This is a genomic window from Streptomyces sp. MGP-BFMKR1 (assembly GCF_057766585.1).
In genome coordinates, this window is sequence record NZ_CM173408.1 from 3,519,731 (window position 1) to 3,545,504 (window position 25,774).

A 25,774-nucleotide genomic window follows, 5' to 3' on the forward strand; every position below is an offset into this window, starting at 1 on the left:
CTATCATCCACGACGAACCGCGGGGCGGTCATCCCACACTGGGATGACCGCCCCGCGGTTCTACCGATGTTCCGCCACCCGGCGGGCCCGGCCGGCCCGAAGGCCGTGACCGAGCCGTACGCCGTGCGCCGGCCTACTGGTTGTACGGACCGTAGTCGTAGTCCTCCAGCGGGACGGCCTGACCCGAACCCGTCCCGAAGGGCGAGTAGTCGATGTCGTCGTAGCCGACGGCCGAGTACATCGCGGCCTTGGCCTCCTCGGTCGGCTCGACCCGGATGTTGCGGTAGCGGGACAGGCCCGTACCGGCCGGGATGAGCTTACCGATGATGACGTTCTCCTTGAGGCCGATCAGGGAGTCCGACTTGGCGTTGATCGCCGCGTCGGTGAGCACCCGGGTCGTCTCCTGGAAGGACGCCGCCGACAGCCACGACTCGGTGGCCAGCGATGCCTTGGTGATGCCCATGAGCTGCGGACGACCCGAAGCCGGGTGACCACCCTCCTGCACCACGCGGCGGTTCTCGTTCTCGAAGCGCGAGCGCTCCACCAGCTCGCCCGGCAGCAGCTCCGCGTCGCCGGACTCGATGATCGTCACACGGCGCAGCATCTGCCGGATGATGATCTCGATGTGCTTGTCGTGGATCGACACACCCTGCGAGTTGTAGACCTTCTGGACCTCGCCGACCAGGTGCACCTGCACGGCACGCTGGCCGAGGATGCGCAGCACGTCGTGCGGGTTGGTGGCGCCGAGCGTCAGCGCCTGGCCCACCTCGACGTGGTCGCCCTCGCCGACCAGGAGTCGGGCTCGCTTCGAGACGCCGTACGACGTCTCGTCGGAGCCGTCGTCCGGGGTGACGACGATCTTCTTGGTCTTCTCGGTCTCCTCGATGCGCACCCGACCGGCCGCCTCCGAGATGGGGGCGACACCCTTGGGCGTACGGGCCTCGAAGAGCTCGACGACACGCGGCAGACCCTGGGTGATGTCGTCACCGGCCACACCACCGGTGTGGAAGGTACGCATCGTGAGCTGGGTGCCGGGCTCACCGATGGACTGGGCCGCGATGATGCCGACGGCCTCGCCGATGTCCACCAGCTTGCCGGTGGCCAGCGAGCGGCCGTAGCAGAAGGCGCAGGTGCCGACGGCGGACTCGCAGGTGAGGACCGAGCGGGTCTTGACCGTGGTCACACCGTGCTTGACGAGCTGGTCGATGAGGACATCGCCCAGGTCGACGTTGGCCGGCGCGATGACCTTGCCGTCCACCACGACGTCCTCGGCGAGCATCCGCGCGTACACGCTGGTCTCGACGTCCTCCGTCTTGCGCAGCACGCCGTCCGGGCCCTTGGTGGCGATGGCCAGCTTGAGGCCGCGCTCGGTGCCGCAGTCCTCCTCGCGGATGATGACGTCCTGCGAGACGTCCACCAGACGACGGGTCAGGTAACCCGAGTCGGCGGTACGCAGGGCGGTGTCCGCGAGACCCTTACGGGCACCGTGGGTGGCGATGAAGTACTCCAGAACGGAGAGGCCATCACGGTAGGACGCCTTGATCGGGCGCGAGATGGTCTCGTTCTTGGCGTTGGACACCAGACCACGCATACCGGCGATCTGACGCATCTGCATCATGTTTCCGCGCGCGCCGGACTCGATCATGATGAAGATCGGGTTGGTGCGCGGGAAGTTCCGCTGCATGGCCTCGGAGACCTCGTTGGTCGCCTTGTTCCAGATGACCACGAGCTCCTGGTGACGCTCGTCCCGGGTGATCAGACCGCGCTCGAACTGCTTCTGGACGTGCAGCGCCTTGGCCTCGTACTCGTCCAGGATCGCCGGCTTCTCCGGCGGGCCGAGGATGTCGGAGAACGCGACGGTCACGCCCGAGCGGGTGGCCCAGTGGAAGCCGGCCGCCTTCAGGTTGTCCAGCGTCGCCGCCACGATGACCTTGGGGTAGCGCTCGGCCAGGTCGTTGACGATCTCGGAGAGCTGCTTCTTACCCACCGAGTAGTCGACGAACGGGTAGTCCTCGGGCAGCAGCTCGTTGAAGAGCGCGCGGCCCAGCGAGGTGGTCAGCCGGAAGCTGTCACCCGGCTGGTACGGCCGGGTCAGCTCGCCGTGCTCGTCCTCCGTCGGCTCCGGCGGGGTCCAGCCCCGCGGCGGCATGGTGCCGACCGGGAAGCGGATGTCCACCTTGGCCTGGAGGGAGAGCTCCCGGTTGTCGAACGCCATGATCGCTTCGGCGGTCGAGCCGAAGGACCGGCCCTCGCCGATGACCTCGCGCTCCGCCTCGTCGGTGGTGAGGAAGAACAGACCGAGGACCATGTCCTGGGTCGGCATCGTCACCGGCCGGCCGTCGGCGGGCTTGAGGATGTTGTTCGAGGACAGCATCAGGATGCGGGCCTCGGCCTGCGCCTCCGCGGACAGCGGCAGGTGCACGGCCATCTGGTCACCGTCGAAGTCCGCGTTGAACGCGGTGCACACGAGCGGGTGGATCTGGATGGCCTTGCCCTCGACGAGCTGCGGCTCGAACGCCTGGATGCCGAGGCGGTGCAGGGTGGGCGCGCGGTTGAGGAGCACCGGGTGTTCGGCGATGACCTCTTCGAGCACGTCGTACACCACGGTGCGACCGCGCTCGACCATCCGCTTGGCGCTCTTGATGTTCTGCGCGTGGTTCAGGTCCACCAGGCGCTTCATCACGAACGGCTTGAACAGCTCCAGCGCCATGGCCTTGGGCAGACCACACTGGTGCAGCTTGAGCTGCGGGCCGACGACGATGACGGAACGGGCCGAGTAGTCGACGCGCTTACCGAGCAGGTTCTGCCGGAAACGACCCTGCTTGCCCTTGAGCATGTCGCTCAGGGACTTCAGCGGGCGGTTGCCCGGGCCGGTGACCGGACGGCCGCGGCGGCCGTTGTCGAACAGCGCGTCGACGGCCTCCTGGAGCATCCGCTTCTCGTTGTTCACGATGATCTCGGGGGCACCGAGGTCAAGGAGACGCTTGAGGCGGTTGTTCCGGTTGATGACGCGGCGGTACAGGTCGTTCAGGTCCGAGGTCGCGAAGCGGCCACCGTCGAGCTGCACCATCGGGCGCAGGTCCGGCGGGATGACCGGGACGCAGTCCAGGACCATGCCGTTGGGGCTGTTGCGGGTCTGCAGGAACGCCGAGACGACCTTGAGCCGCTTGAGCGCACGGGTCTTCTTCTGGCCCTTGCCGGTGCGGATGATCTCCCGCAGCCGCTCGGCCTCCTCCTCCAGGTCGAAGGACTCCAGACGCTTCTGCAGCGCGGCGGCGCCCATGCCACCCATGAAGTAGGTGCCGAAGCGGTCGCGCAGCTCGCGGTAGAGCAGCTCGTCGCCCTCGAGGTCCTGGACCTTGAGGTTCTTGAAGCGGTTCCACACCTCGTCCAGGCGGTCGATCTCGCGCTGGGCACGGTCGCGGAGCTGCTTCATCTCGCGCTCGGCGCCCTCGCGCACCTTGCGGCGCACGTCGGCCTTGGCGCCCTCGGCCTCCAGCTCGGCCAGGTCGGTCTCGAGCTTCTTGGCCCGGGCCTCCAGGTCGGCGTCGCGGCGCTGCTCGATCTGCTGCCGCTCCACGGAGACGTGCGCCTCCAGCGAGGGCAGGTCGCGCGTGCGGCGCTCCTCGTCCACCCAGGTGATCATGTACGCGGCGAAGTAGATGACCTTCTCGAGGTCCTTCGGCGCGAGGTCGAGCAGGTAGCCCAGGCGCGACGGGACGCCCTTGAAGTACCAGATGTGGGTGACGGGGGCGGCCAGCTCGATGTGGCCCATCCGCTCGCGGCGCACCTTGGCGCGGGTGACCTCAACGCCACAGCGCTCGCAGATGATGCCCTTGAACCGGACGCGCTTGTACTTGCCGCAGTAGCACTCCCAGTCCCGGGTCGGGCCGAAGATCTTCTCGCAGAAGAGTCCGTCCTTCTCGGGCTTCAGGGTGCGGTAGTTGATGGTCTCCGGCTTCTTGACCTCGCCGTGGGACCACTGCCGAATGTCGTCCGCGGTGGCCAGGCCGATCCGCAGCTCGTCGAAGAAGTTGACGTCGAGCACTTGTCGTCAATCCCTCTTTCAGGGTCGTGCCCCTCGCGTCAGCGAGAATTGGGGCTCTTCATCATGGTCTGTACGGGTCCTGGGCGACCGGGACGCCCGGGTGGGCGCCCCGGTCAGGCCCGTCAGACCTCTTCGACGCTGCTCGGCTCGCGCCGGGACAGGTCGATTCCGAGCTCCTCCGCCGCGCGGAAGACATCTTCGTCAGTGTCACGCATCTCGATGGACATGCCGTCCGAGGAGAGCACCTCCACGTTGAGGCACAGGGACTGCATCTCCTTGATGAGCACCTTGAAGGACTCCGGGATGCCGGGCTCCGGGATGTTCTCGCCCTTGACGATGGCCTCGTAGACCTTCACGCGACCGGTGACGTCGTCGGACTTGATGGTCAGCAGCTCCTGGAGGGCGTACGCGGCGCCGTAAGCCTCCAGCGCCCACACCTCCATCTCGCCGAATCGCTGGCCACCGAACTGGGCCTTACCACCCAGCGGCTGCTGGGTGATCATGCTGTACGGGCCGGTGGACCGGGCGTGCAGCTTGTCGTCCACCAGGTGGTGCAGCTTGAGGATGTACATGTAGCCGACCGAGATCGGGTCCGGGAACGGCTCGCCGGAGCGGCCGTCGAACAGCCGCGCCTTGCCGGACGGCTGGACCATCCGCTCGCCGTCCCGGTTCGGGATCGCGGCCTGGAAGAGGCCGGCGATCTCGTCCTCGCGGGCGCCGTCGAAGACCGGGGTCGCGACGTTGGTGCCCGAGGCCACCTCGTCGGCGCCGATCGCCTGGAGCCGCTGCATCCAGTCCGCGTCGCCCTCGACCTTCCAGCCCTGGGAGGCCAGCCAGCCGAGGTGGATCTCCAGGACCTGTCCCGGGTTCATTCGGGACGGGACACCCAGCGGGTTCAGGATGATGTCGACCGGGGTGCCGTCCTCCATGAACGGCATGTCCTCGACCGGCAGGATCTTGGAGATGACGCCCTTGTTGCCGTGGCGGCCGGCGAGCTTGTCACCGTCGGTGATCTTGCGCTTCTGCGCCACGTAGACGCGGACGAGCTGGTTCACGCCGGGCGGCAGCTCGTCGCCCTCCTCGCGGTCGAAGACGCGGACGCCGATGACCTTGCCGATCTCGCCGTGCGGCACCTTGAGCGAGGTGTCACGGACCTCACGGGCCTTCTCACCGAAGATCGCGCGCAGCAGCCGCTCCTCGGGGGTCAGCTCGGTCTCACCCTTGGGCGTGACCTTGCCGACGAGGATGTCGCCCGCGACGACCTCGGCACCGATGCGGATGATGCCGCGCTCGTCGAGGTCGGCCAGGACCTCCTCGGAGACGTTCGGGATGTCCCGGGTGATCTCCTCGGGGCCGAGCTTGGTGTCCCGCGCGTCGACCTCGTGCTCCTCGATGTGGATCGAGGAGAGGACGTCGTCCTGGACCAGCCGCTGGCTGAGGATGATCGCGTCCTCGTAGTTGTGGCCCTCCCACGGCATGAACGCCACGAGGAGGTTCTTGCCGAGCGCCATCTCACCCTCGTCGGTGGACGGACCGTCGGCGAGCACCTGACCGGTGACCACGCGGGCGCCCTCGTCCACGACGACCTTCTGGTTGAAGGAGGTGCCCTGGTTGGAGCGGGAGAACTTGGCGACCCGGTACGTGGTGTACGTGCCGTCGTCGTTGGCCACCGTCACGTAATCGGCGGAGACCTCCTGGACGACACCGTCCTTCTCGGCCTTGATGACGTCACCGGCGTCGACCGCGCAGCGGTACTCCATGCCGGTGCCCACCAGCGGCGCCTCCGCCTTAATCAGCGGCACGGCCTGGCGCATCATGTTGGAGCCCATGAGCGCGCGGTTGGCGTCGTCGTGCTCGAGGAAGGGGATCATGGCCGTCGCGACCGACACCATCTGGCGCGGCGAGACGTCCATGTAGTCGACCTCGTCGCCCGGGATGTAGTCGACCTCACCACCACGGCGGCGCACCAGCACGCGGGACTCGGCGAACCGCAGGTCGTCGGTGAGCGGCGCGTTGGCCTGCGCGATGACGAAGCGGTCTTCCTCGTCCGCGGTCAGGTAGTCCACGTCGTCCGTGACCTGACCGCCGGTGACCTTGCGGTACGGGGTCTCCACGAAGCCGAAGGCGTTGACCCGGCCGTAGGAGGCGAGCGAGCCGATCAGGCCGATGTTCGGGCCTTCCGGCGTCTCGATCGGGCACATCCGGCCGTAGTGCGAGGGGTGCACGTCACGGACCTCGAAGCCGGCCCGCTCACGGGAGAGACCACCGGGGCCGAGCGCCGAAAGACGCCGCTTGTGCGTCAGGCCCGACAGCGGGTTGGTCTGGTCCATGAACTGCGACAGCTGGCTGGTGCCGAAGAACTCCTTGATGGAGGCGACGACCGGCCGGATGTTGATCAGGGTCTGCGGCGTGATCGCCTCGACGTCCTGGGTGGTCATGCGCTCACGCACGACGCGCTCCATCCGGGCCAGGCCGGTGCGGACCTGGTTCTGGATGAGCTCGCCGACGTTACGCAGACGACGGTTGCCGAAGTGGTCGATGTCGTCGGTCTCGACGACGATCGTGTTGCCGCTCTCGCCGGTCGTCTCGGTCTCACCCGCGTGCAGCTTGACCAGGTACTTGATCGTCGCGATGACGTCCTCGGTGGTCAGCACGCCGGCGTCCAGCGGCTGGTCGGCACCGAGCTTCTTGTTCACCTTGTAGCGGCCGACCTTGGCGAGGTCGTAGCGCTTGGGGTTGAAGTACAGGTTCTCAAGGAGCGTCTGCGCGGCCTCACGCGTGGGGGGCTCGCCCGGACGCAGCTTGCGGTAGATGTCGAGCAGCGCGTCGTCCTGCCCCTGGGTGTGGTCCTTCTCCAGGGTGGCGCGCATGGACTCGTACTCGCCGAACTCCTCCAGGATCTGCTCGGTGGTCCAGCCGAGCGCCTTGAGCAGGACGGTGACGGACTGCTTGCGCTTGCGGTCGATGCGCACACCGACCATGTCGCGCTTGTCGACCTCCATCTCCAGCCAGGCACCCCGGGACGGGATGATCTTGGCGGTGAAGATGTCCTTGTCGGAGGTCTTGTCGATGGAGCTGTCGAAGTAGACGCCCGGGGAGCGGACCAGCTGCGAGACGACGACACGCTCGGTGCCGTTGATGCAGAAGGTGCCCTTGTTGGTCATGAGCGGGAAGTCGCCCATGAAGACCGTCTGAGACTTGATCTCGCCGGTCTCGTTGTTGGTGAACTCGGCGGTGACGAAGAGCGGCGCGGCGTACGTGAAGTCGCGCTCCTTGCACTCGTCGATCGAGTTCTTCGGAGGCTCGAAGCGATGGTCACGGAACGTGAGCGACATCGACCCAGAGAAGTCCTCGATCGGGGAGATCTCCTCGAAGATCTCCTCCAGACCGGACTTGGTGGGGACGTCCTGCCCACTCTCCAGCGCAGCCTCGACGCGAGCCTTCCAGGCGGCATTGCCGAGCAGCCAGTCGAAGCTTTCGGTCTGCAGCGCGAGGAGGTTCGGAACCCCGAGGGGCTCCTTGATCTTCGCAAATGAAATGCGCAGCGGGGCAGTGCTGTCGCCGGTGTTCGTATTGGCAGTCGAGGCGTTGCGCGAGGCGGCCAAGAGGGGGTCCTTCCGAGGGCTCGGACTCACTACGCGCATACCGGTCCCCTACGGAGCACGCAGAAAGAATTCCCTGGTCAGGGTGGATCGGTCGGCGTACTCACGTGCGGGCTTGCCCCTGGTGACGGGCAGGGGGCAGCTAAACGGCAGCGCAAAGGGTCAGTGTAGCCACTTGGCCCACTGATGTCCAGAGCGGATATCCGGAGACTGGCAGTGCCAACCTCTCCCTCCGGGAGGGGTCGCCCCCTCGTTGTCTTCCAACGCCGTCTTCCAACGCCTGCGGCAAGGCTTCCCGCTTCGCGCTCGTTCCATGCCTTCGCCCGTCGACCGATCTGAGTCCGGTCCGACCTCGCGTCCTGAGAATTGCGCGCCACGTGCCGTTCGTCAAGGGCCACCCGGGCGCCGAGATCATCACACGCACACCGGCGGGGGCAACGAAGATCACCATACCCGCAGGCACCGACAGGCGATCGACAAGACACCGTACCCCGTGCCCGAACGCGCCAGGGCGACCACCCGCTTGGGTGATCGCCCTGGAAACGACCGAGTCAGCGACTCAGGCCACGCGCGGCAGCGCGCGGAGTGAGGTCTTACTTGACCTCGACGGAGGCGCCGGCGCCCTCGAGGGACTCCTTGGCCTTGTCCGCGGCCTCCTTGTTGACCTTCTCCAGAACCGGCTTCGGGGTGCCGTCGACGAGGTCCTTGGCCTCCTTCAGACCCAGCGAGGTCAGCTCACGCACGACCTTGATGACCTGGATCTTCTTCTCGCCCGCACCGGTGAGGATGACGTCGAACTCGTCCTTCTCCTCGACCGTCTCGGCGGCGGCGCCACCAGCGGCACCCTGCGCGGCCACGGCGACCGGGGCGGCGGCGGTGACGTCGAACTTCTCCTCGAAGGCCTTCACGAAGCCGGCGAGCTCGATGAGGGTCATCTCCTCGAACTGGGCAAGCAGGTCTTCCTGGCTGAGCTTCGCCATGATGGCGGTCCTTCCACTAATTCGGCTGGTGCCGGATGTACATGTCGGCGGGCGTGTGCCTGACGGCATTGCTCCGTAGACGGGCCCGCTGCGACCGTCGCCCTAGGCGGCGGTCAATGCGTGAGCCGAATTACTCGGCACCGCCCTGCTCGGCCTTCTGGGCGCGAAGCGCTTCCGCGGTGCGGACGAACTTCGACGGAAGCGCCTGGAAGAGCGCGGCAGCCTGGGACTGCTTGCCCTTCATGGCACCCGCCAGCTTGGCGAGCAGAACCTCGCGGGACTCGAGGTCCGCAAGCTTGTTGATCTCGTCGGCGGACAGCGCCTCACCGTCAAGGACACCGCCCTTGATGACGAGGTGAGGGTTGTCCTTGGCGAAGTCGCGCAGACCCTTCGCCGACTCCACCGGGTCACCGGTGACGAAGGCGATCGCCGTCGAACCCGTGAACAGGTCGTCGAGCGAGGTGATCCCGGCCTCGTTGGCCGCGATCTTGGTCAGCGTGTTCTTCGCCACGCGGTACTGGGCGTTCTCACCGAGAGCGCGGCGCAGCTCCTTGAGCTGCGCGACACTCAGGCCGGTGTACGCCGTGACCACTGCGGCGTTGGAGCTGCGGAACTTGTCCGTCAGCTCGGCAACCGCGGCAGCCTTGTCGGGCCTCGCCATGAGCCTCGGCCTCCTTCCGGGTGATCGGACCGCATTGGCTGAAGGAAGGAGACTGGGCAAAACGAAACGCCCCGGCGCAGGCGCACGGGGCGTGGCTCAACCGGAAGAACTCCGGGAACTCATCCACAGTCACCTGCGCAGGCCGTCCGCAGCTAGCGGAATCCTTCGGTCACCGTGTCTCCTGCGGAGACACCGCGACGACCAGCGGTCTTTGGCTTCTGTGGAAGAGTACGCGAACGTGTCGCGCGCGGGCAAATCGGGGCCGTCAGCCCTGCGGCATCACGTCTTCGAAGTTGATGGTGTCCGAGGCGGGCGGCTCCTCGACGGTGACCTGGGTGCCGTAGTCGGAGTAGAAGACGGTGGCGTCGAACTTCCCCTGGCTGCTGTCGGCCTGCTCGCGCTTCTTGACCAGGAGGTTGTCGCCGTCGATCCACAGGTCGATGGTCTCGGTCTCCATGCCGCTCTGCTGGAGCTGCTGCTGCAGGTCCAGCAGGTCCTGCTTGGAGAGGTCCTTGGACTGCATCCGGGCCAGCTCGGAGACGTTCACCACGCCCGTGTAGTGGGTGGCCTTCGTGCCCCGCACGTCCTCCTTGCCGACCTCGCGCACCTTGCCCGTGGCGATCAGGATCTGCACGGCCCGCGACGGGTCGGTGTTCTGCATCTGGTCCTTGAGGAACTTGCCCGAGGGACCGGCCTTCTCGACGAGGGTGGCGTAGTCGTACTTCATCCAGTGCTTGCCCTTGCCCTGCGGCGAGCTGGCCAGCTCGTCGCCCAGGTTCATGAACATCGCGTCCGGGGTGTAGCGGGCCTCGCGCGCCTTGCCGTTCGCGCCCGGCTGGCCGCCGCCGCTCTGCGTGATGTTCATCGTGGCGCGCATGCCGTTCGACCAGTCCATGCTGCCGGACATGGTGGAGGTCATGCCCGCCATGGCGGTGGTGCCGTCCACCTTCGCCGAGTGCTGCTTGGTGGTGCTCTGCGAGGCGAGCTGGAGGGCGGCTATCGCGTTCTTCGCGGGGTCTCCCGACTTCTTCGTACCCTCGCCGTCACCGGAGTCGCTCCCACACGCCGTCAGGCCCGCCAGCAACGCCAGGCCGCCGACCGCGGCGGCGGCACGCGTGCCAATCCGTACTGCCATACCGGAACTACGCACAGGTCCCCCTCTTTAACTGCTGTTTACAAACCCTCGCAGAGTAGCTGAGCAGAGACGGGGACAACGCGCAAGCCCCGCACCTCCGAGGAGATGCGGGGCTCGCGTGGTCGCTTTGACGCCTGACGATCAGACGGCGTCGTCCTCCGCGAGGAGGTTGCGGGTGCGGTTGGAGTCGAGCGGGATGCTCGGACCCATGGTGGTGGTCACCGCGGCCTTCTTGATGTAGCGGCCCTTCGCGGCGGAGGGCTTCAGACGCAGGATCTCGTCCAGCGCCGCCGCGTAGTTCTCGACCAGCTGCTGCTCACCGAACGACACCTTGCCGATGATGAAGTGCAGGTTCGAGTGCTTGTCGACGCGGAACTCGATCTTGCCGCCCTTGATGTCGGTGACGGCCTTGGCGACGTCGGGGGTCACGGTGCCGGTCTTCGGGTTCGGCATCAGACCACGCGGACCGAGCACGCGGCCGAGGCGGCCGACCTTGCCCATCAGGTCCGGGGTGGCGACGACGGCGTCGAAGTCGAGGCGGCCCTTGGAGACCTCGTCGATCAGTTCGTCGGAGCCGACGATGTCGGCCCCCGCGGCCTCCGCGGCAGCAGCACGGTCACCGGTCGCGAAGACCAGGACCCGGGCGGTCTTGCCGGTGCCGTGCGGCAGGTTCACGGTGCCACGGACCATCTGGTCGGCCTTGCGCGGGTCGACGCCCAGACGCATGGCGACCTCGACGGTCGCGTCGAACTTGGTGCTGGTGGTGTCCTTCGCGAGACGGACGGCCTCAAGCGGGGCGTAGAGCCGCTCCCGGTCGATCTTCTCGTCCGCGCTGCGGAGAGCCTTGCTGCGCTTCACTGCTGCTCCTGGTAGTCACTCTCACGGCTACCGCCGCGAGTCAGGGATGGAGTCGTGGTCCGGGCCAGCGCCTGGCCCTGCCACTGGGGGCCGTGGCCCCGGGGACGTGGAGGTGCTCAGCCCTCGACCGTGACGCCCATCGAACGGGCGGTGCCCGCGATGATCTTCTCGGCGGCGTCGAGGTCGTTGGCGTTCAGGTCGGGCATCTTGGTGGTGGCGATCTCGCGGACCTGGTCGCGGGTGATCTTGGCGACCTTGGTCTTGTGCGGCTCGCCGGAGCCCTTGTCCACGCCCGCGGCCTTGAGGATCAGCTTGGCGGCCGGCGGAGTCTTGGTGATGAAGGTGAAGGAGCGGTCCTCGTAGACCGTGATCTCCACCGGCACGACCATGCCACGCTGCGACTCGGTCGCGGCGTTGTAGGCCTTGCAGAACTCCATGATGTTGACGCCGTGCTGGCCCAGCGCGGGGCCGACCGGCGGCGCCGGGTTGGCGGCACCAGCCTGGATCTGGAGCTTGATCAGCCCCGTGACCTTCTTCTTCTTGGGAGGCATGTGCTCTCTCCGGGTCTGAGTGAGAGGTTTTCGCCGGCCATCCGGTCATCCGGATGGAGGCATACCGCACAACGATAACGGGTATAGCTATGCGGCCAAAAACCAAGCAGGTCAGAAGGGGTGCCCGGGGGCCCTTGCGGGCGCCTCGGGCGGGCCTTCCGACCTGCTCGGCTGTGGCTGGGTGATCCGCGGGATCAGTTCTTCTGGATCTGGTCGAAGCTCAGCTCGACCGGGGTCTCGCGACCGAAGATCTCGACGAGGCCCTTGACCTTCTTCGAGTCGGCGTTGATCTCGTTGATCGTCGCCTGCAGCGTCGCGAACGGGCCGTCGGTGACGGTGACGGAGTCGCCCACCTCAAAGTCGAGGACCTGGACCTCGACCTTGCGGCTCGGCGCCGGGAGGCCGGACTCGGCGGCGGCGGCCTTGGCCGCTGCCTCCTCGGCCTCCGGGGCGAGCATCTTGACGATCTCGTCGAGGGTCAGCGGGTACGGGTCGTAGGCGTTGCCCACGAAGCCGGTGACGCCCGGCGTGTTCCGCACGACGCCCCAGGACTCGTTCGTCAGGTCCATGCGGACCAGGACGTAGCCGGGGAGCTTGTTCTGCCGCACCGTGCGGCGGTCGCCGTTCTTGATCTGGACGACCTCCTCCTGCGGCACCTCGGCCTGGAAGATGTAGTCCTCGACGTTGAGCGAGACGGCGCGCTGCTCGAGGTTGGTCTTCACGCGGTTCTCGTAGCCCGCGTAGGTGTGGATGACGTACCACTCGCCGGGAAGCGTGCGCAGTTCCTCGCGCAGCGCCTCGACCGGGTCCACGGCCTCTTCCGCCGCGGCCTCGGCGGGCTCCTCGCCGTCCTCGTCCGCTTCCTCGGCTGCCTCGTCCGCTTCTTCGGTGGCCTCGTCCGCAACGTCGGCGGGCTCATCCGCCTCGTCCGTCGCCTCGGTGTCGGCTTCCTCCGCCGCGATGTCCGCGTCCGTCGCCTCGTCGGCGGCGGCCGGGGCGTCCGCCTCCGGGGCGTCCGTCCCCTCGGCACCGTCGAGCGCGACGCCCTCCTCGGCCGGGGCAGCCGCCGGGTCGGCCGTCGCCGCAGCCTCTTCGCCCTCGCGGGGCTCGATGGCGTCGTTCAGGTTCGGGTCAGACACGGTGGCTGCTTCTTCCTGGCTACAAGAGGGGTGGAACGTGCGATAGGGGCGCCGCACGGGATCGCGGTGCCCTACGCGGGATCAGCCGAAGATGTACTTGACGGCTTCGTTGAACCCGTAGTCAATCACGGTAACAAGACCGATCATGATGACCACGAAGACGATCACTACGGTGGTGTACGTCGAGAGCTGGTTACGCGAAGGCCAGACAACCTTGCGCAGCTCGGCGACAATCTGGCGGTAGAACAGCGCGAGGCGACCGAACGGCCCCTTCTTCCCGCGCTTGCCCCCGCGGCGGCCCTTCTTGGCGGCCTCGTCGTCTGGACGACCGCTTTCAGGCGTCGCGGTGGAGCCAAGGGCTTCCGTCACTCGTCCTCACCTGAATCCGGATCGTGGCCGTGCCGCGTCCGGTCCGGCCGCACAGCGGTGCATTTGAGTACTGCGCATGCACACACCCGTCCGTGCTGGATGTGTGTAGCAGGGCCGGAGGGACTTGAACCCCCAACCGCTGGTTTTGGAGACCAGTGCTCTACCAATTGAGCTACGACCCTTTGTGGCCCCCAACGTACAGCATCCGGCCGGCTGCACGGAGTGCGTGAGCGGACGCGGTTGTTGGGACCCGACGACGCATGAGTGTACGTGCTGAACGGCCAACCGTCGAACGTTCGGCTGCGCGGCGACCGCACGGCGGCTCCGCGTTCGCCTCGCAAACCCCCGTGCCGCTCCCGCTGGCGGTCTGCGACGATGCAGACATGACCGCTGCTACTCCGCAAGAGACCGCCCCCACCGACCGACGGGTATCGACCCGGGTCGGTTCGATCTCCGAGTCCGCCACCCTCGCCGTCGACGCCAAGGCCAAGGCTCTCAAGGCCGCCGGGCGCCCGGTGATCGGATTCGGCGCGGGCGAGCCGGACTTCCCGACGCCCGACTACATCGTCGAGGCCGCGGTGGAAGCCTGCCGCGACCCGAAGAACCACCGCTACACGCCGGCCGGTGGACTGCCCGAGCTGAAGGCCGCCATCGCCGCCAAGACGCTGCGCGACTCGGGCTACGAGGTCGAGGCGTCCCAGGTGCTGATCACCAACGGTGGCAAGCAGGCGATCTACGAGGCGTTCGCCGCCATCCTCGACCCGGGCGACGAGGTCATCGTCCCCGCCCCGTACTGGACCACCTACCCCGAGTCGATCCGGCTCGCGGGTGGCGTGCCGGTGCCGGTGGTCGCGGACGAGACGACGGGGTACCGGGTCTCCGTCGAGCAGCTTGAGGCCGCGCGCACCGACCGGACCAAGGTCGTGCTGTTCGTCTCCCCCTCCAACCCGACCGGCGCCGTCTACTCCCGTGAGCAGGTCGAGGCGGTCGGCCGCTGGGCCGTCGAGCACGGCCTGTGGGTGCTGACCGACGAGATCTACGAGCACCTGGTCTACGGGGACGCCGAGTTCCACTCGCTGCCGGTGGTCGTGCCCGAGCTGCGCGACAAGTGCGTCGTGGTCAACGGCGTGGCCAAGACGTACGCCATGACCGGCTGGCGGGTGGGCTGGGTCGTCGGCCCCAAGGACGTCGTCAAGGCCGCGACCAACCTCCAGTCGCACGCCACCTCCAACGTGTCCAACGTGGCGCAGCGGGCGGCGCTCGCGGCGGTCTCCGGCGAGCTGGACGCGGTGGCGGCGATGCGCGAGGCGTTCGACCGGCGGCGGAAGACGATCGTGCGGATGCTGAACGAGATCGACGGCGTCGAGTGCCCCGTCCCCGAGGGCGCGTTCTACGCGTACCCGTCGGTGAAGGGCCTGCTCGGCAAGGAGATCCGCGGCAGGCGGCCCGCCACGTCGGTGGAGCTGGCCGAGCTGATCCTGGAGGAGGTCGAGGTGGCGGTCGTGCCGGGTGAGGCATTCGGCACCCCGGGCTACCTGCGCCTTTCGTACGCGCTGGGCGACGAGGACCTGGCCGAGGGCGTGGGTCGGATGCAGAAGCTGCTGGCGGAGGCCCGCTGACGGTGTGTTCGGCCGCGCCGCGGCCGATGCGGGAGGACGGGCGTCCGGCGCGAGCCGGGCGCCCGTCCGCGTGTGCGGGGTCCGCGCCGATCGGGGAATCCGGCTTCCGGGCGCGTCGGGCATACGGCAAGATCTGGGGATGTTGCACTTCCCCGCCTCCGCCTCTCCCGGTGGGCGTGCCACCGACGCGCCCACCGGACGAAACCTGCGGCTGCTGCCCAAGGCCCACCTGCATCTGCACTTCACCGGCTCGATGCGTTCGGACACGCTCATCGAACTGGCCGACAAGTACGGCGTTCACCTACCGGAGGCGCTCAGCAGCGGCGAGCCGCCCAGGCTGCGCGCGACCGACGAGCGCGGCTGGTTCCGCTTCCAACGCCTGTACGACATCGCGCGCTCGTGCCTGCGGGAGCCGGAGGACATCCAGCGGCTGGTGCGCGAGGCGGCCGAGGAGGACGTGCGGGACGGCTCCCGCTGGCTGGAGATCCAGGTCGATCCGACCTCGTACGCCCCGCGGCTCGGCGGGCTGATCCCGGCGTTGGAGATCATCCTGGACGCGGTGGACCGCGCCGCGCGCGACACGGGTCTGGGGATGCGGGTGCTGGTGGCCGCCAACCGCATGAAGCACCCGCTGGACGCGCGCACCCTGGCCCGGCTCGCGGTGCGCTACGCGGACCGCGGCGTCGTGGGCTTCGGGCTCTCCAACGACGAACGGCGCGGTTTCGCCCGCGACTTCGACCGGGCGTTCGCCATCGCCCGCGAGGGTGGCTTGCTGGCCGCGCCGCACGGCGGCGAGTTGGCCGGCCCCAGCAGCGTCCGCGACTGCCTGGACGACCTGCGCGCGGCCCGGGTGGGGCACGGCGTGCGGGCGGCCGAGGACCCGCGGCTGCTGCGCCGGCTGGCCGACCGGCAGGTCACCTGCGAGGTGTGCCCGGCGTCGAACGTGGCGCTCGGCGTGTACGACAAGGCGGAGGACGTGCCGTTGCGGGCGTTGTTCGAGGCCGGGGTGCCGATGGCGCTGGGCGCGGACGACCCGCTGCTGTTCGGGGCCCGGCTCGCCGACCAGTACGAGCTGGCCCGCACGAGCCACGGGTTCACCGACGCGGAGCTGGCCGAGCTGGCCCGGCAGTCGATCCGTGGCTCGGCCGCGCCGACGCCGGTCCGCGACGGGTTGATCGCGGAGATCGACGCCTGGTTGGCGGCGACGTAGCGGAGTGCGGGGCGCGCGCGAGTGCGCGGCCCGGTGGCGGGTCGCCCCGGGGCGCGCGCCGTCAGCCGATGCCGCGCAGCACCGTGCGGGCGAGGTCGGCGGCGAACTCCGCGAGCGGGGGCTCGCTCTCGTCCGTGCTGAGCAGGAACGCGCGCTGGCAGCAGGCGCCGAGCAGGAGCGCGGCGGCGCTGTCGCAGTCGGCGTCGGGGCGCAGGCGGCCGGCCGCGCGCTCGGCGCGCAGGTAGTCGGCGAGCCCGTCCAGCGGCCGGCGCGGGCCCGCGTTGATCTCGCGCAGCCCCTCGTTGTGCCGCTTGAGCAGGGTGGGTTCGGCGTACAGGGCCGCGATGATCGGGACGCTGGAGGCGTAGAACTCGGCGGCCCTGCGGGCGATTTCGGTCAGGTTCTCGGTCATGTCGCGCTCGCCCGGGTGCTCGGTCAGCTCGGCGAGCAGCGGGCCGAGCTTGGGCAGCCGCTCCTCCAGGACGCGTACGAAGATGTCCTCCTTGTTGCGGAAGTGCTTGTAGAGGGCCGCCTCCGAGCAGCCGGCCGCGCGGGCGATCTCCTTGGTGGTGGCGCGGGCCAGGCCGATGGTGCGCAGCAGCCGTTCGGCGGCGTCGAGAATCCGGGCCCGGGTGGGGGTCATGGGGGGGGCTCCCTGGTGGCGTGGCTGTGTCGCGCGCGCCGCGTCGTCTTCGCTGGGCCTCCGGCGCGACGTGACGCGGCCGTGAGTGGGCACCCACCCTAGAGGTGAGTGAATACTTACCCACCCTTGAAGGAGGAGCCATGCGACTCACGGTGTTCGGCGCGACCGGCGGCACCGGCCGCCTCCTGGTGCGACAGGCCCTGGACGCGGGCCACCAGGTCACGGCCGTGGTCAGGGACCCGGCGCGGCTGACGGTGACCCACCCGGAGCTGACCGTCGTCACCGCCCCCGACCTCACGGACGAGCGGGCGCTGCGGCCCGCCGTCGCGGCGAGAGCGCCGGGCGGCTGGTCGGCTGGTCGGCTGGTCGGCTGGTCGGCTACAGCTCGACGCCGACCATGACCGGCTCGTTGACCAGCGTGACTCCGAAGGCGGCGCGGACGCCGGCGACCACCTCGCGGGCCAGCGCGAGCAGGTCCTCGGTGGTGGCCGCGCCGCGGTTGGTCAGCGCCAGCGTGTGCTTGGTGGAGATGCGGGCCGCGCCCTGCCCGTACCCCTTGGTGAAGCCGGCCTTGTCGATCAGCCAGGCCGCGGACGTCTTGGTCAGCCCGTCGCCGGCGGGGTAGGCCGGCGGCAGCACGTCCGGGCCGAGCCGCTCGGCGACCCGGGCCAGGAACGCGGCGTGCGCGGCCTCGTCGAGGATCGGGTTGGTGAAGAAGGAGCCCGCCGACCAGGTGTCGTGGTCCTCGGGGTCGAGCACCATGCCCTTGCCCGCCCGCAGCCGCAGCACGGTCTCGCGGGCGGCGCCCACCGCCACCCGGTCGCCCGGCTCCACCCCGAGCGCCCGCGCCGTCTCGGCGTACCTCAGCGGCGCCGAGAGGCCGCCCGCGTCCTCCAGCGCGAACCGCACCCGCAGCACCACGTGCCGGTCCGGGTGCTGCTTGAAGCGGCTGTGCCGGTAGGAGAAACCACACTCCGCGCGCGGGATGGTGACCACCTCGTCGGCCTGTCGGTCGTACGCCACGACCTCGGTGATGACCGAGGAGACCTCCTGCCCGTACGCCCCCACGTTCTGGATCGGGGTGGCGCCGGCGGAGCCCGGGATACCCGCCAGGCACTCGATTCCCGCGTACCCGGCCTCGACCGTGCGGGCCACGGCGGCCGACCAGTTCTCGCCCGCCGCCAACTCCAGGTGGGCGCCGCCGCCCGCCTCGGGGCCCGCGGCTTCGAGGGCGAAGCCGGCGGTGGCGATGCGCAGCGCGGTGCCGTCGAAGCCCTTGTCGGAGATGACCAGGTTGCTGCCGCCGCCGACGAGCAGCAGCGGGGTGCCCGCGGCGTCGGCCTCGCGGACGGCGGCGATCACCTCGGCGTCGGTGGTGGCCGTCACCAGCCGGGTGGCGGGGCCGCCGAGCCGGAAGGTGGTCAGCGGGGCGAGGGGGGCGTCATGGAGTTCCTGCACGGGCACAAGCGTACGGAACACCACAGACACTCGGCGCCGGGCGGGCGGCCCGGCGGCCGGGCCCGCACCGGGTCCGACCGCCGGGCCGTGCGCCGGGTCCGACCGCCGGGCCGAGCGCCGGCGCCGCCCTGGCCGCGCGTGGCCCCGGCTACACCGGCGCGGAGTGTCGCGCCGGCCCGGGCTCGGCCAGCGCGGGCGTCTTGCCCTCCGCGACCGATCCGGCGGGGCGCTGGCGCGGGGCCAGCAGCACCAGGACCGCGGCGAGCGCCAGCGCGCCGCTGCCCACCCACAGCGCGGGGGTGAGGCCGTCGGTGAACTCGCGGGGCGCCCCGTAGCCGCCGCGCGCGCTGAAGACGGAGGCGAGCAGGGCGACGCCGAGCGTGCCGCCGATCTCGCGCAGGGCGTTGCTCGCGCCCGAGGCGATGCCCTGCTCGGCGGGGCGTACGGAGTTCATCACCAGGGCCGAGACCGGCGCGAAGAACAGGGCCATGCCCACGCCGCTGATCGCGAAGGGCGCGACCTGGGCCGCGTACGAGAGGCCGGGTTCGGCGATGGCCGCCTGCCAGCCGATGCCCACCGCCATCAGCGCGAGCCCGGTGGCGACGATCAGCCGGCCGTCGATCCGGTCCGAGAGGGCGCCGGCCAGCGGCGCGATGATCATCGGCATCGCGGTCCACGGCAGCATCCGCACCCCCGCCTCCAGCGGCGAGTAGCCCTGGATGAGCTGGAGGAACTGGGTGAGCAGGAAGATCGAGCCGAACATGCCGAGGTACATGAGCAGCCCCGCCGCGTTGACCGTGCTGAACGCGCGGGAGCGGAAGAGCCGCATCGGCAGCATCGGCGCGTCGGTGTGCAGTTCCCAGCGGACGAAGGCCACCAGCAGGGCCGCGCCGAGGCCGAAGCCGCCCAGCACCGGCGCGCTCGTCCAACCGTCGATGTTGCCCTGGATCAGCGCGAAGGTGATGCCGAGGAGGCCGAGGCTGGCCAGCACGGTGCCGACGACGTCGAGCCGGTCGGCCGGGCCGCGGCTCTCGACCAGCCGCAGCCGGGCCAGCGGCAGCAGCGCGATGCCGATGGGCACGTTCAGCCAGAAGATCCACTGCCAGGAGATGTGTTCGACCACCGCGCCGCCGATCAGCGGCCCGGAGGCGACGGCGAGCCCGTTGACGGCGCCCCAGATCCCGTACGCCATGCCGCGCCGCTCCGCCGGCACGGCCGCCGTGAGCAGGGTGAGGCTGAGCGGCATCAGCAGCGCCGCGCCGACCCCCTGCGCGGCCCGGGCGGCGATCAGTAGGCCGATGTCGGAGGAGAGCGCCGCGCCGGCCGACGAGGCGGTGAACAGCGCGATGCCCACGCCGAACATACGCCGGCGCCCGAAACGGTCACCGAGCGCGGCGCCGAGCATCAGCAGCACGGCGAAGCTGAGCGTGTACGCGTTGACGGTCCATTCGAGTTCCTCGATGCCGCCCCCGAGGTCCTCGCCGATGTCGGGGATGGCGGTGATGACGATGAGGTTGTCCAGCGCCGCCATGAACCCGGCGATGCTGGTGATCACCAGGGTCCAGACGGCGGTGGCTTTGGTCGGTGGCCGATCCGTGTGCATGACAGGCTCCAAAATTAGTTATTGCTTACTAAGTTTCTCGGTCATGAGGGAACGCGGAACCCCGAGGGGCACGCGTGGATCGCCGCGCTGTCGGTTGTGGTCGTGGGGCGTCTGGTCGCCGGTCGTCCGGTCGTCGGGCCACGCCCGCCGTACGGCTGGCCGCCGGCTACCGAACGCCGGCGGGCGCCGGCCGTGGGCCGCTCAGCTCACGGCCCCACCCGGCGCGGGGTCACGGCGACCCCGTCTCGGCGGCGCCGTCCGGCAGGCCATCCGCCGCGCCGCGGGCCACCGCCTGCGTCGCGGCGGCCTTGCTGTACTCGTCGAAGGCCGCCCAGCACTGGTTGTCCCCCGGCACGCCCAGCGCCACGAGCACGTTGATGAGCATCCCGCGGGAGAAGAACTCGTCCAGCTCCTCGCTCGACGCCCCACTCAGCTCGCGAACGGTCTCCCACATGCCCGTCCAGCCCTCCCGCACGTACGCCACGACGTCCTCGTCGTCCGAGCCGCCGGCGGTGACGTAGAGCTGCATCTGCATCAGCAGCAGCTCGCGGTCGACGATCAGCTCGGAGTACGCCTGGCCCATCGCCGCCAGCGCCTCTTCGCCGTACAGCCCGTCAGCGACGCGTACGAAGGTCTCGGTCGTCCGCGTGAAGCACAGCTCGGCGGCGGCCTTGAAGAGGGCCCGCTTGTTGGGAAAGAGCCGGAACAGGTACGGCTGGGAGACCCCGACGCGCCGCGCGATGGCCTCGGTCGAGGTGCCGTAGTACCCGCCCTTGGCGAACTCCGACATCGCCACCCGGACCGCGACCCTACGCCGCTCGTCCGCGCTCATACGGGGTGTGGAGTGCGCCATGACCATAAGTTATTACTCAATAACTTTCGCCGTCAAGTGACTCCGGCCACCGCGACGCGGTGACCGCGTGCCCCCGAGCCGCCCTCGACCACCGCTTCCCGCCCGGACGGCCCCGTCCACCCGGCCGGCCGGCGGCCCGGCCGGCCCGCGCCCGGGCGAGCGACGCGCGGGGCCGCCGCACCCTCTGACCAGGGCGGACGGCGGCCCGGCGGCGACAGGCGGCGATCAGGCGAGGCGCACGACGGCGCGGGAGCGCCCCAGCACCTTCTGGTCGTTGCTGACCGCCGTGAGGTCGACGCGCACGGTGCGCGCCTCGTCGTCGAGCTTGGCGCCGACCTTGGCGCTGACCTCGATGAGCGCGCCCTTGTCGTCGTTCGGCACGACGACGGGCTTGGTGAACCGCACCCCGTACTCCGCGACGGCGGCCGGGTCCCCGACCCAGTCGGTCACCACGCGGATCGCGGAGGCCATGGTGAACATGCCGTGCGCGATCACGTCGGGCAGCCCGACCTCCTTGGCGAACTTCTCGTTCCAGTGGATCGGATTGAAGTCGCCGGACGCCCCCGCGTAGCGCACGAGGGTCTCACGCGTCACCGGAAAGGACTGGCCAGGCAGTTCGGTACCGACCTCGACCTCGTCGTACGAAATCTTCGCTGTCATCTGTCTCACTTCCCGTCAGCGCCACGGGCCACGAGCATCGTGCGCGCGGTCACCACGAGTTCGCCGCTCTTATCGTGCACGTCGCCGCGCACGACGAGGATGTCGTTACCCGCCATGGTTCTGACCGACTCAATGGTGGAAGTGACCGACAGGCAGTCGCCCGCCCGCACCGGACGGACGTAGCTGAAGGCTTGGTCGCCGTGCACGACCCGGTTGTAGTCGAGACCGAGTTGCGGGTCGTGAATGACCTGATGCGCCGCGCGATAGGAGATGGAGAACACAAAAGTCGGCGGGGCGATCACGTCGGGATGCCCGAGCGCCCGCGCGGCCGTGGGGTCGGTGTAGACGCCGTTGGTCTCCCCGATCGCCTCGGCGAACTCCCGGATCTTCTCGCGACCGACCTCGTACGGCTCGGTGGGCGGATAGGCCCGTCCGACGTAGCTCTCATCGAGCGGCATCGCTCGCACCTCCTGCGACTGTCGTGATCTTTACGTAGAACGCCACGAGGCCGCCCCCAGGCTGGGAGCGGCCTCGTGAACGAGCCTGAATTATCGCGTCTCGCGGTGCGCGGTGTGCGAGTTGCAACGAGGGCAGTGCTTCTTCATCTCAAGACGGTCCGGGTTGTTACGCCGGTTCTTCTTGGTGATGTAGTTCCGCTCCTTGCACTCCACGCAGGCCAGCGTGATCTTCGGGCGGACGTCGGTGGCAGCCACGTGAGTGCTCCTTGAACGTGGGGCCGCCCCAGGGGATCAGCCCGAGGGGACGGATGGATGAACGCAGAAAAGAGTAGCCGATCGAAGGACCGACCCCACAATCGGCTACTGTCAGTAGCGGTGACCGGACTTGAACCGGTGACACAGCGATTATGAGCCGCTTGCTCTACCGACTGAGCTACACCGCTGTGATGCGAGCGGCACCTACCCGATTATCTCGGGTAGGCAACCTCACACATCAGAGCCCCAATACGGAATCGAACCGTAGACCTTCTCCTTACCATGGAGACGCTCTGCCGACTGAGCTATTGGGGCGAGCGATGAAGACATTACACGCTCTGCCGCCGATCGTGAAATCCGTATCCACCCGCCCTGTGGTGCGGCTGGCGGATGCCTCCCGCACCACACCGGTACGACTATTCGGCTCCTCCTCGAAGCGGTCCCGGCCGCGCCCTAGGCTCGGAGCGCACCGAGTGATCTTGGCGCAGCGCGCCCCCGCGCGCCCGCGCACGCCCCGTCGCCCGCGCTGGCTCCCGCCCGGAACCCAGCACCCGTCCCCGACTCGCCCCGTGGCCGCCCGGCCGCCGGACGCCGCAGGTCACCGCCCCCAGCCCGCACTTCTCGCCACTCACAGGAGCGCGATGCCTGACAGCCAGCCGCAGCAGCCCCCGAGAAACGACGGCGCGGCATCCGACGCGACCGCCCTGCTGCTCAGCGGCGCCCGGCTCGCGGACGGGCGCACCGTCGACGTACGGCTCAGCGGCGGTCGCGTCGACGCGGTGGGCACCGCGGGCAGCCTCGCCCCCGGAGCCCGCGTCGACCTCAGCGGCTACCTCCTGCTGCCCGCCCCCGCCGAACCCCACGCCCACTGCGACCTCGCCCTCACCGCCGACGCGGACGGCCCAGCCGCGTACGCCCCCGACGACGTCCAGCGGCGCACCACCGAGGCCGCGCTGCTGCAACTCGGCCACGGCGCGACCGCGCTGCGCACCCACGTGCGCGTCGGGGACGTGTCGGGGCTCGGCGCGCTGGAGGCGGTGCTGCTCGCCCGCAGGGCGCTGGGTGGGCTCATCGACGTCTCGGCGGTGGCCATGCCGCGCACGCTGACCGGGATCGCCGGGGCCGAGGGGCTCGCGATGCTGCGGGACGCGGTCAAGATGGGCGCCGGCGTCATCGGCGGCTGCCCCGACCTCGACCCCGACCCGACCGGCCACGTGGAGGCCGTGCTGGCGCTGGCCGCCGAGCACGGCTGCGCCGTCGACCTGCACCTGGACGGCGACGACCCGGCCCTGCTCGCCCGCTTCGCGGCGATGGCCGGCGGGCTGCGCCCCGGCGTCACGCTCGGCCCGTGCGGCGGCCTCACCCGGCTGCCGCGCCAGCTCGCCACGCGGGCGGCCGACCAGCTCGCCGCGGCCGGGATCACGGTGTGCGCGCTGCCACAGGCCGAGTGCGGCGCGCTGGAGGAACGGCGCTCGCCCGTCTCGCCGTGCGCGCCGGTGCGGCTGCTGCGCGCCGCCGGCGTACGCGTCGCCGCGGGCAGCGGCGCCCTGCGCGACACGGCCAACCCGGTGGGGCGCGGCGACCCGTTGGAGGCCGGGTTCCTGCTCGCCTCGCGCGAGGGGCTGACCCCGGAGGAGGCGTACGAGGCCATCAGTGGCCAGGCGAGGGCGGCCATGGGGCTGCCGGAGGTGCGGGTGGAGGCGGGATTCCCCGCGGAGCTGCTGGCCGTGCGCGGCGAGAGCGTGGCCGGCGCCCTCTCGCTCGCGTACAGCCGCCTGGTGGTGCACCGGGGCCGGGTGGTGGCGCGGACCAGCGCGGTGCGCGAGTACTGCGACTCGGCCGCCGTGGTCGCGCTCGACCTGCCCCGCCAGGCGCGGACGACGCAGGGCGACGGCCGCCAGCCGCCCCGGAACTGACCACCTCGCCCCGTGGCGGCGCCGGCGCGGGACGCGCCCGCGGAAACGCCGGCAGGGGCGCTCGCGCGTGGCGGGCGCCCCTGCCGGGCGGGCTGATCTGACGGTTACTCGAGGCCCGCGAAGCTCTCGTCGAGGGAGCCGTCGCCGCCGAACGGGTCGTCGGTGGCGCCGGCCTCGTCGTCCTGGCCCAGGCCGCCGGTGAAGAGCGAGCCGAGGCCCATCATGAGCTGCTTGACGTCCACCTTGACGGCGTCGGACGGGGCGCTGACGTCGACGGGCTCGTCGAACGACAGGTTCATCGGCAGCTTTCCATCACCCTGACCGGCCAGCTTCTTCTTGAGCTTGTTGTCGAACTCGGTCAGGTCCACCGTGGCGCCGCTGAGTTCGCTGCCCTTGACCGCGAAATCGACCGTCACCTTGTTGTTGGGAACGTCCTTCAGGTCCTTCTCGGTCGGCAGTTCCTTCTCGCCGCCGGGCAGTTCCTTCGCGATCGGCCGCAGCCCGTTCACGATGGCCGTCGCCAGCGGCCGTACCGGCACCGTGGCCAACACGTGGTCGGCGCCGTCCTTGCGGCCGGCCTCCTTGGTGGTGACCTGGCCCGCGAAGGCGTTCCGGATGGAGTTCAGCAGCTTCTTGCTGGTCTCCGGGCTCAGGGTGGGGTCCTCGGTGGGCGCGTCGGCGCCACCCTCGGACTTCGCCATGTCCGTCATGTCGCGCCGGAGGTTCTCGAGGTCGGCCGCCTCGATCTTGATCCACTTCCCGGTGAGAAGCGCCTCACCGGCCTCGAAGCCCTTGGGGAGCTGGCCCTTCAGCTCGTCCGCCGAGGGCATCGTCTCGCCGCTGAGCTTGGCGAACTGCTGCAGGTCCAGCCGGTAGTACGCGGTCTTGCCCACCAGCCGGTACTCGGCCACGTCCCCGCCGGGGCCCGATATCTTGAGCTGGCTGCTCGTCATGTCCTTCTCCCCGGAGTCTTCCAGGGGCTTGTCGGACTTCGCGGAGAACGTCACCTTCATCTTGGACAGGAATTCGGCCACCTCGGGCGGCATCGGGTCTTCCGCGTCCTCGGCGAACAGCCGCATCTTCTCGGGCGTGGCGTCGAAGGACATCTGCACGGAGATCGCGTCCCGCTCACCGAGGTTGTCGGTGGCACGCGAAAGGCGCTGCCCGGCGGAGAGGTTTTCCTCGCTACCGCAGGCAGTGGAACCGGCTGCGAGCGCGACCGTGCAGCCGACAGCGACCAGGGACTTACGGATGGCGGTAATGGCAAGCTCCTCTTGCGTGGCGGCACGAGCGAGGCTGCCCCTCCCCCGCGCTCCCCTTGGTGACCACGTGTGTTCTCGCGTGGATCATGACGTGTCCCGGCCGGCGAGCCGGTGCGTCCCCGCACCGCCGCGCCCCATACCGCGAGACGACTGACGCACAGATGGTACGTACCCGGCGGGCCGTTGCCCCCCGGATATCGGTCACCATGCGCAACGCCCACCCCCCAACTTCGGCTCGGGCCGGTGCCGTACGCACCGTGCCGCGTGCCGTGTCGGAGTGCCGCGCCGTACGCGGTGACGTACGCGTACCGCGAGCCCGCGCGCGCCCCGAGGCGCCCACGCCATCGCGCTACGCGGGCGCGCGGCGCCCGCGCGATCCGGCACCCGCCCCACCCTGCGTCCGTGCCCCGCGACCGACGCGCCGCGGCGAACGGACACATCCACGACAACCGGTCAGGGACGGATAAGAGACGCGTGAGTGGCACCGATGGTTG

Annotated in this window: 20 protein-coding genes, 3 tRNA genes and 1 pseudogene; 4 read left to right on the forward strand and 20 right to left on the reverse strand. The window is 69.7% G+C overall.

Going from position 1 to position 25,774, the window contains the following annotated elements; translation table 11 throughout:
- Positions 1-133: 133 nt before the first annotated feature.
- From AC3CHW_RS13360 to AC3CHW_RS13405, 10 genes are all read right to left on the reverse strand, one after another.
- Positions 134-4,048 (reverse strand): DNA-directed RNA polymerase subunit beta', encoded by a 3,915-nt coding sequence (locus AC3CHW_RS13360; protein WP_176163494.1) that lies wholly within the window; start codon positions 4,046-4,048, stop codon positions 134-136.
- A 122-nt stretch (positions 4,049-4,170) separates the two neighbouring features.
- Positions 4,171-7,653: a DNA-directed RNA polymerase subunit beta gene (rpoB, locus tag AC3CHW_RS13365; RefSeq protein WP_176163493.1), complete on the reverse strand. Its 3,483-nt coding sequence runs from the start codon at positions 7,651-7,653 to the stop codon at positions 4,171-4,173.
- 590 nt (positions 7,654-8,243) lie between these two features.
- Entirely contained in the window at positions 8,244-8,630 is a 387-nt protein-coding gene (gene rplL / locus AC3CHW_RS13370; protein ID WP_398609636.1) for a 50S ribosomal protein L7/L12, read from the reverse strand.
- Between the two features lie 130 nt (positions 8,631-8,760).
- Positions 8,761-9,291: a 50S ribosomal protein L10 gene (gene rplJ / locus AC3CHW_RS13375; protein WP_187085932.1), complete on the reverse strand. Its 531-nt coding sequence runs from the start codon at positions 9,289-9,291 to the stop codon at positions 8,761-8,763.
- 265 nt (positions 9,292-9,556) lie between these two features.
- Positions 9,557-10,426, reverse strand: a complete 870-nt coding sequence (locus tag AC3CHW_RS13380; RefSeq protein ID WP_398609635.1) for an SCO4651 family lipoprotein — start codon at positions 10,424-10,426, stop codon at positions 9,557-9,559.
- A 141-nt stretch (positions 10,427-10,567) separates the two neighbouring features.
- The gene (rplA, locus tag AC3CHW_RS13385; RefSeq protein ID WP_398609634.1) at positions 10,568-11,284 is read right to left on the reverse strand and encodes a 50S ribosomal protein L1; all 717 of its coding nucleotides are present in this window, start codon (positions 11,282-11,284) and stop codon (positions 10,568-10,570) included.
- Positions 11,285-11,400: 116 nt separating this feature from the next.
- Positions 11,401-11,835, reverse strand: coding sequence for a 50S ribosomal protein L11 (rplK, locus tag AC3CHW_RS13390; protein WP_176163488.1), 435 nt, complete (start codon positions 11,833-11,835; stop codon positions 11,401-11,403).
- A 194-nt stretch (positions 11,836-12,029) separates the two neighbouring features.
- Positions 12,030-12,974 (reverse strand): transcription termination/antitermination protein NusG, encoded by a 945-nt coding sequence (gene nusG, locus AC3CHW_RS13395; protein ID WP_488470587.1) that lies wholly within the window; start codon positions 12,972-12,974, stop codon positions 12,030-12,032.
- Positions 12,975-13,055: 81 nt separating this feature from the next.
- Entirely contained in the window at positions 13,056-13,343 is a 288-nt protein-coding gene (gene secE / locus AC3CHW_RS13400; RefSeq protein WP_176163486.1) for a preprotein translocase subunit SecE, read from the reverse strand.
- 109 nt (positions 13,344-13,452) lie between these two features.
- Positions 13,453-13,525: transfer RNA gene (locus AC3CHW_RS13405), tRNA-Trp, on the reverse strand.
- A 201-nt stretch (positions 13,526-13,726) separates the two neighbouring features.
- Between AC3CHW_RS13405 and AC3CHW_RS13410 the strand changes: the two genes are divergently transcribed.
- Positions 13,727-14,962 (forward strand): pyridoxal phosphate-dependent aminotransferase, encoded by a 1,236-nt coding sequence (locus tag AC3CHW_RS13410; RefSeq protein WP_488470588.1) that lies wholly within the window; start codon positions 13,727-13,729, stop codon positions 14,960-14,962.
- 139 nt (positions 14,963-15,101) lie between these two features.
- A complete protein-coding gene (locus tag AC3CHW_RS13415; RefSeq protein WP_488470589.1) occupies positions 15,102-16,172 on the forward strand; it encodes an adenosine deaminase in 1,071 nt (356 codons plus the stop codon).
- Between the two features lie 61 nt (positions 16,173-16,233).
- On the opposite strand, the gene AC3CHW_RS13420 is transcribed toward AC3CHW_RS13415, so the two are convergent.
- On the reverse strand, positions 16,234-16,815 hold the full coding sequence (locus AC3CHW_RS13420; protein ID WP_488470590.1) for a TetR/AcrR family transcriptional regulator: 582 nt from the start codon (positions 16,813-16,815) through the stop codon (positions 16,234-16,236).
- 140 nt (positions 16,816-16,955) lie between these two features.
- Between AC3CHW_RS13420 and AC3CHW_RS13425 the strand changes: the two are divergent.
- Positions 16,956-17,150: pseudogene (locus AC3CHW_RS13425) on the forward strand (NAD(P)H-binding protein); the annotation flags it as partial.
- A gap of 43 nt (positions 17,151-17,193) precedes the next feature.
- Here the strand turns inward: AC3CHW_RS13425 and AC3CHW_RS13430 are convergent.
- From AC3CHW_RS13430 to AC3CHW_RS13465, 8 genes are all read right to left on the reverse strand, one after another.
- Positions 17,194-18,273, reverse strand: coding sequence for a UDP-N-acetylmuramate dehydrogenase (locus tag AC3CHW_RS13430; RefSeq protein ID WP_488470591.1), 1,080 nt, complete (start codon positions 18,271-18,273; stop codon positions 17,194-17,196).
- A 148-nt stretch (positions 18,274-18,421) separates the two neighbouring features.
- Positions 18,422-19,876, reverse strand: a complete 1,455-nt coding sequence (locus AC3CHW_RS13435; protein ID WP_488470592.1) for a DHA2 family efflux MFS transporter permease subunit — start codon at positions 19,874-19,876, stop codon at positions 18,422-18,424.
- Between the two features lie 229 nt (positions 19,877-20,105).
- A complete protein-coding gene (locus tag AC3CHW_RS13440) occupies positions 20,106-20,729 on the reverse strand; it encodes a TetR/AcrR family transcriptional regulator (RefSeq protein WP_398609628.1) in 624 nt (207 codons plus the stop codon).
- A gap of 225 nt (positions 20,730-20,954) precedes the next feature.
- A complete protein-coding gene (locus tag AC3CHW_RS13445) occupies positions 20,955-21,389 on the reverse strand; it encodes a MaoC family dehydratase (RefSeq protein ID WP_187061261.1) in 435 nt (144 codons plus the stop codon).
- A 5-nt stretch (positions 21,390-21,394) separates the two neighbouring features.
- Positions 21,395-21,847 (reverse strand): MaoC family dehydratase N-terminal domain-containing protein, encoded by a 453-nt coding sequence (locus tag AC3CHW_RS13450; protein ID WP_176163478.1) that lies wholly within the window; start codon positions 21,845-21,847, stop codon positions 21,395-21,397.
- Positions 21,848-21,937: 90 nt separating this feature from the next.
- On the reverse strand, positions 21,938-22,102 hold the full coding sequence (rpmG, locus tag AC3CHW_RS13455; RefSeq protein ID WP_003956487.1) for a 50S ribosomal protein L33: 165 nt from the start codon (positions 22,100-22,102) through the stop codon (positions 21,938-21,940).
- 115 nt (positions 22,103-22,217) lie between these two features.
- Positions 22,218-22,290 (reverse strand) — tRNA-Met (locus AC3CHW_RS13460).
- A gap of 54 nt (positions 22,291-22,344) precedes the next feature.
- A tRNA-Thr gene (locus tag AC3CHW_RS13465) sits at positions 22,345-22,417 on the reverse strand.
- A 326-nt stretch (positions 22,418-22,743) separates the two neighbouring features.
- Between AC3CHW_RS13465 and AC3CHW_RS13470 the strand changes: the two genes are divergently transcribed.
- Complete coding sequence (locus AC3CHW_RS13470; RefSeq protein ID WP_398609627.1) at positions 22,744-24,018, forward strand: amidohydrolase family protein; 1,275 nt, start codon at positions 22,744-22,746, stop codon at positions 24,016-24,018.
- Positions 24,019-24,122: 104 nt separating this feature from the next.
- On the opposite strand, the gene AC3CHW_RS13475 is transcribed toward AC3CHW_RS13470, so the two are convergent.
- Positions 24,123-25,124 carry a hypothetical protein gene (locus AC3CHW_RS13475; RefSeq protein WP_488470593.1) on the reverse strand — a complete coding sequence of 334 codons (1,002 nt, stop codon included), beginning with the start codon at positions 25,122-25,124 and terminating at the stop codon, positions 24,123-24,125.
- Between the last annotated feature and the right edge of the window lie 650 nt (positions 25,125-25,774).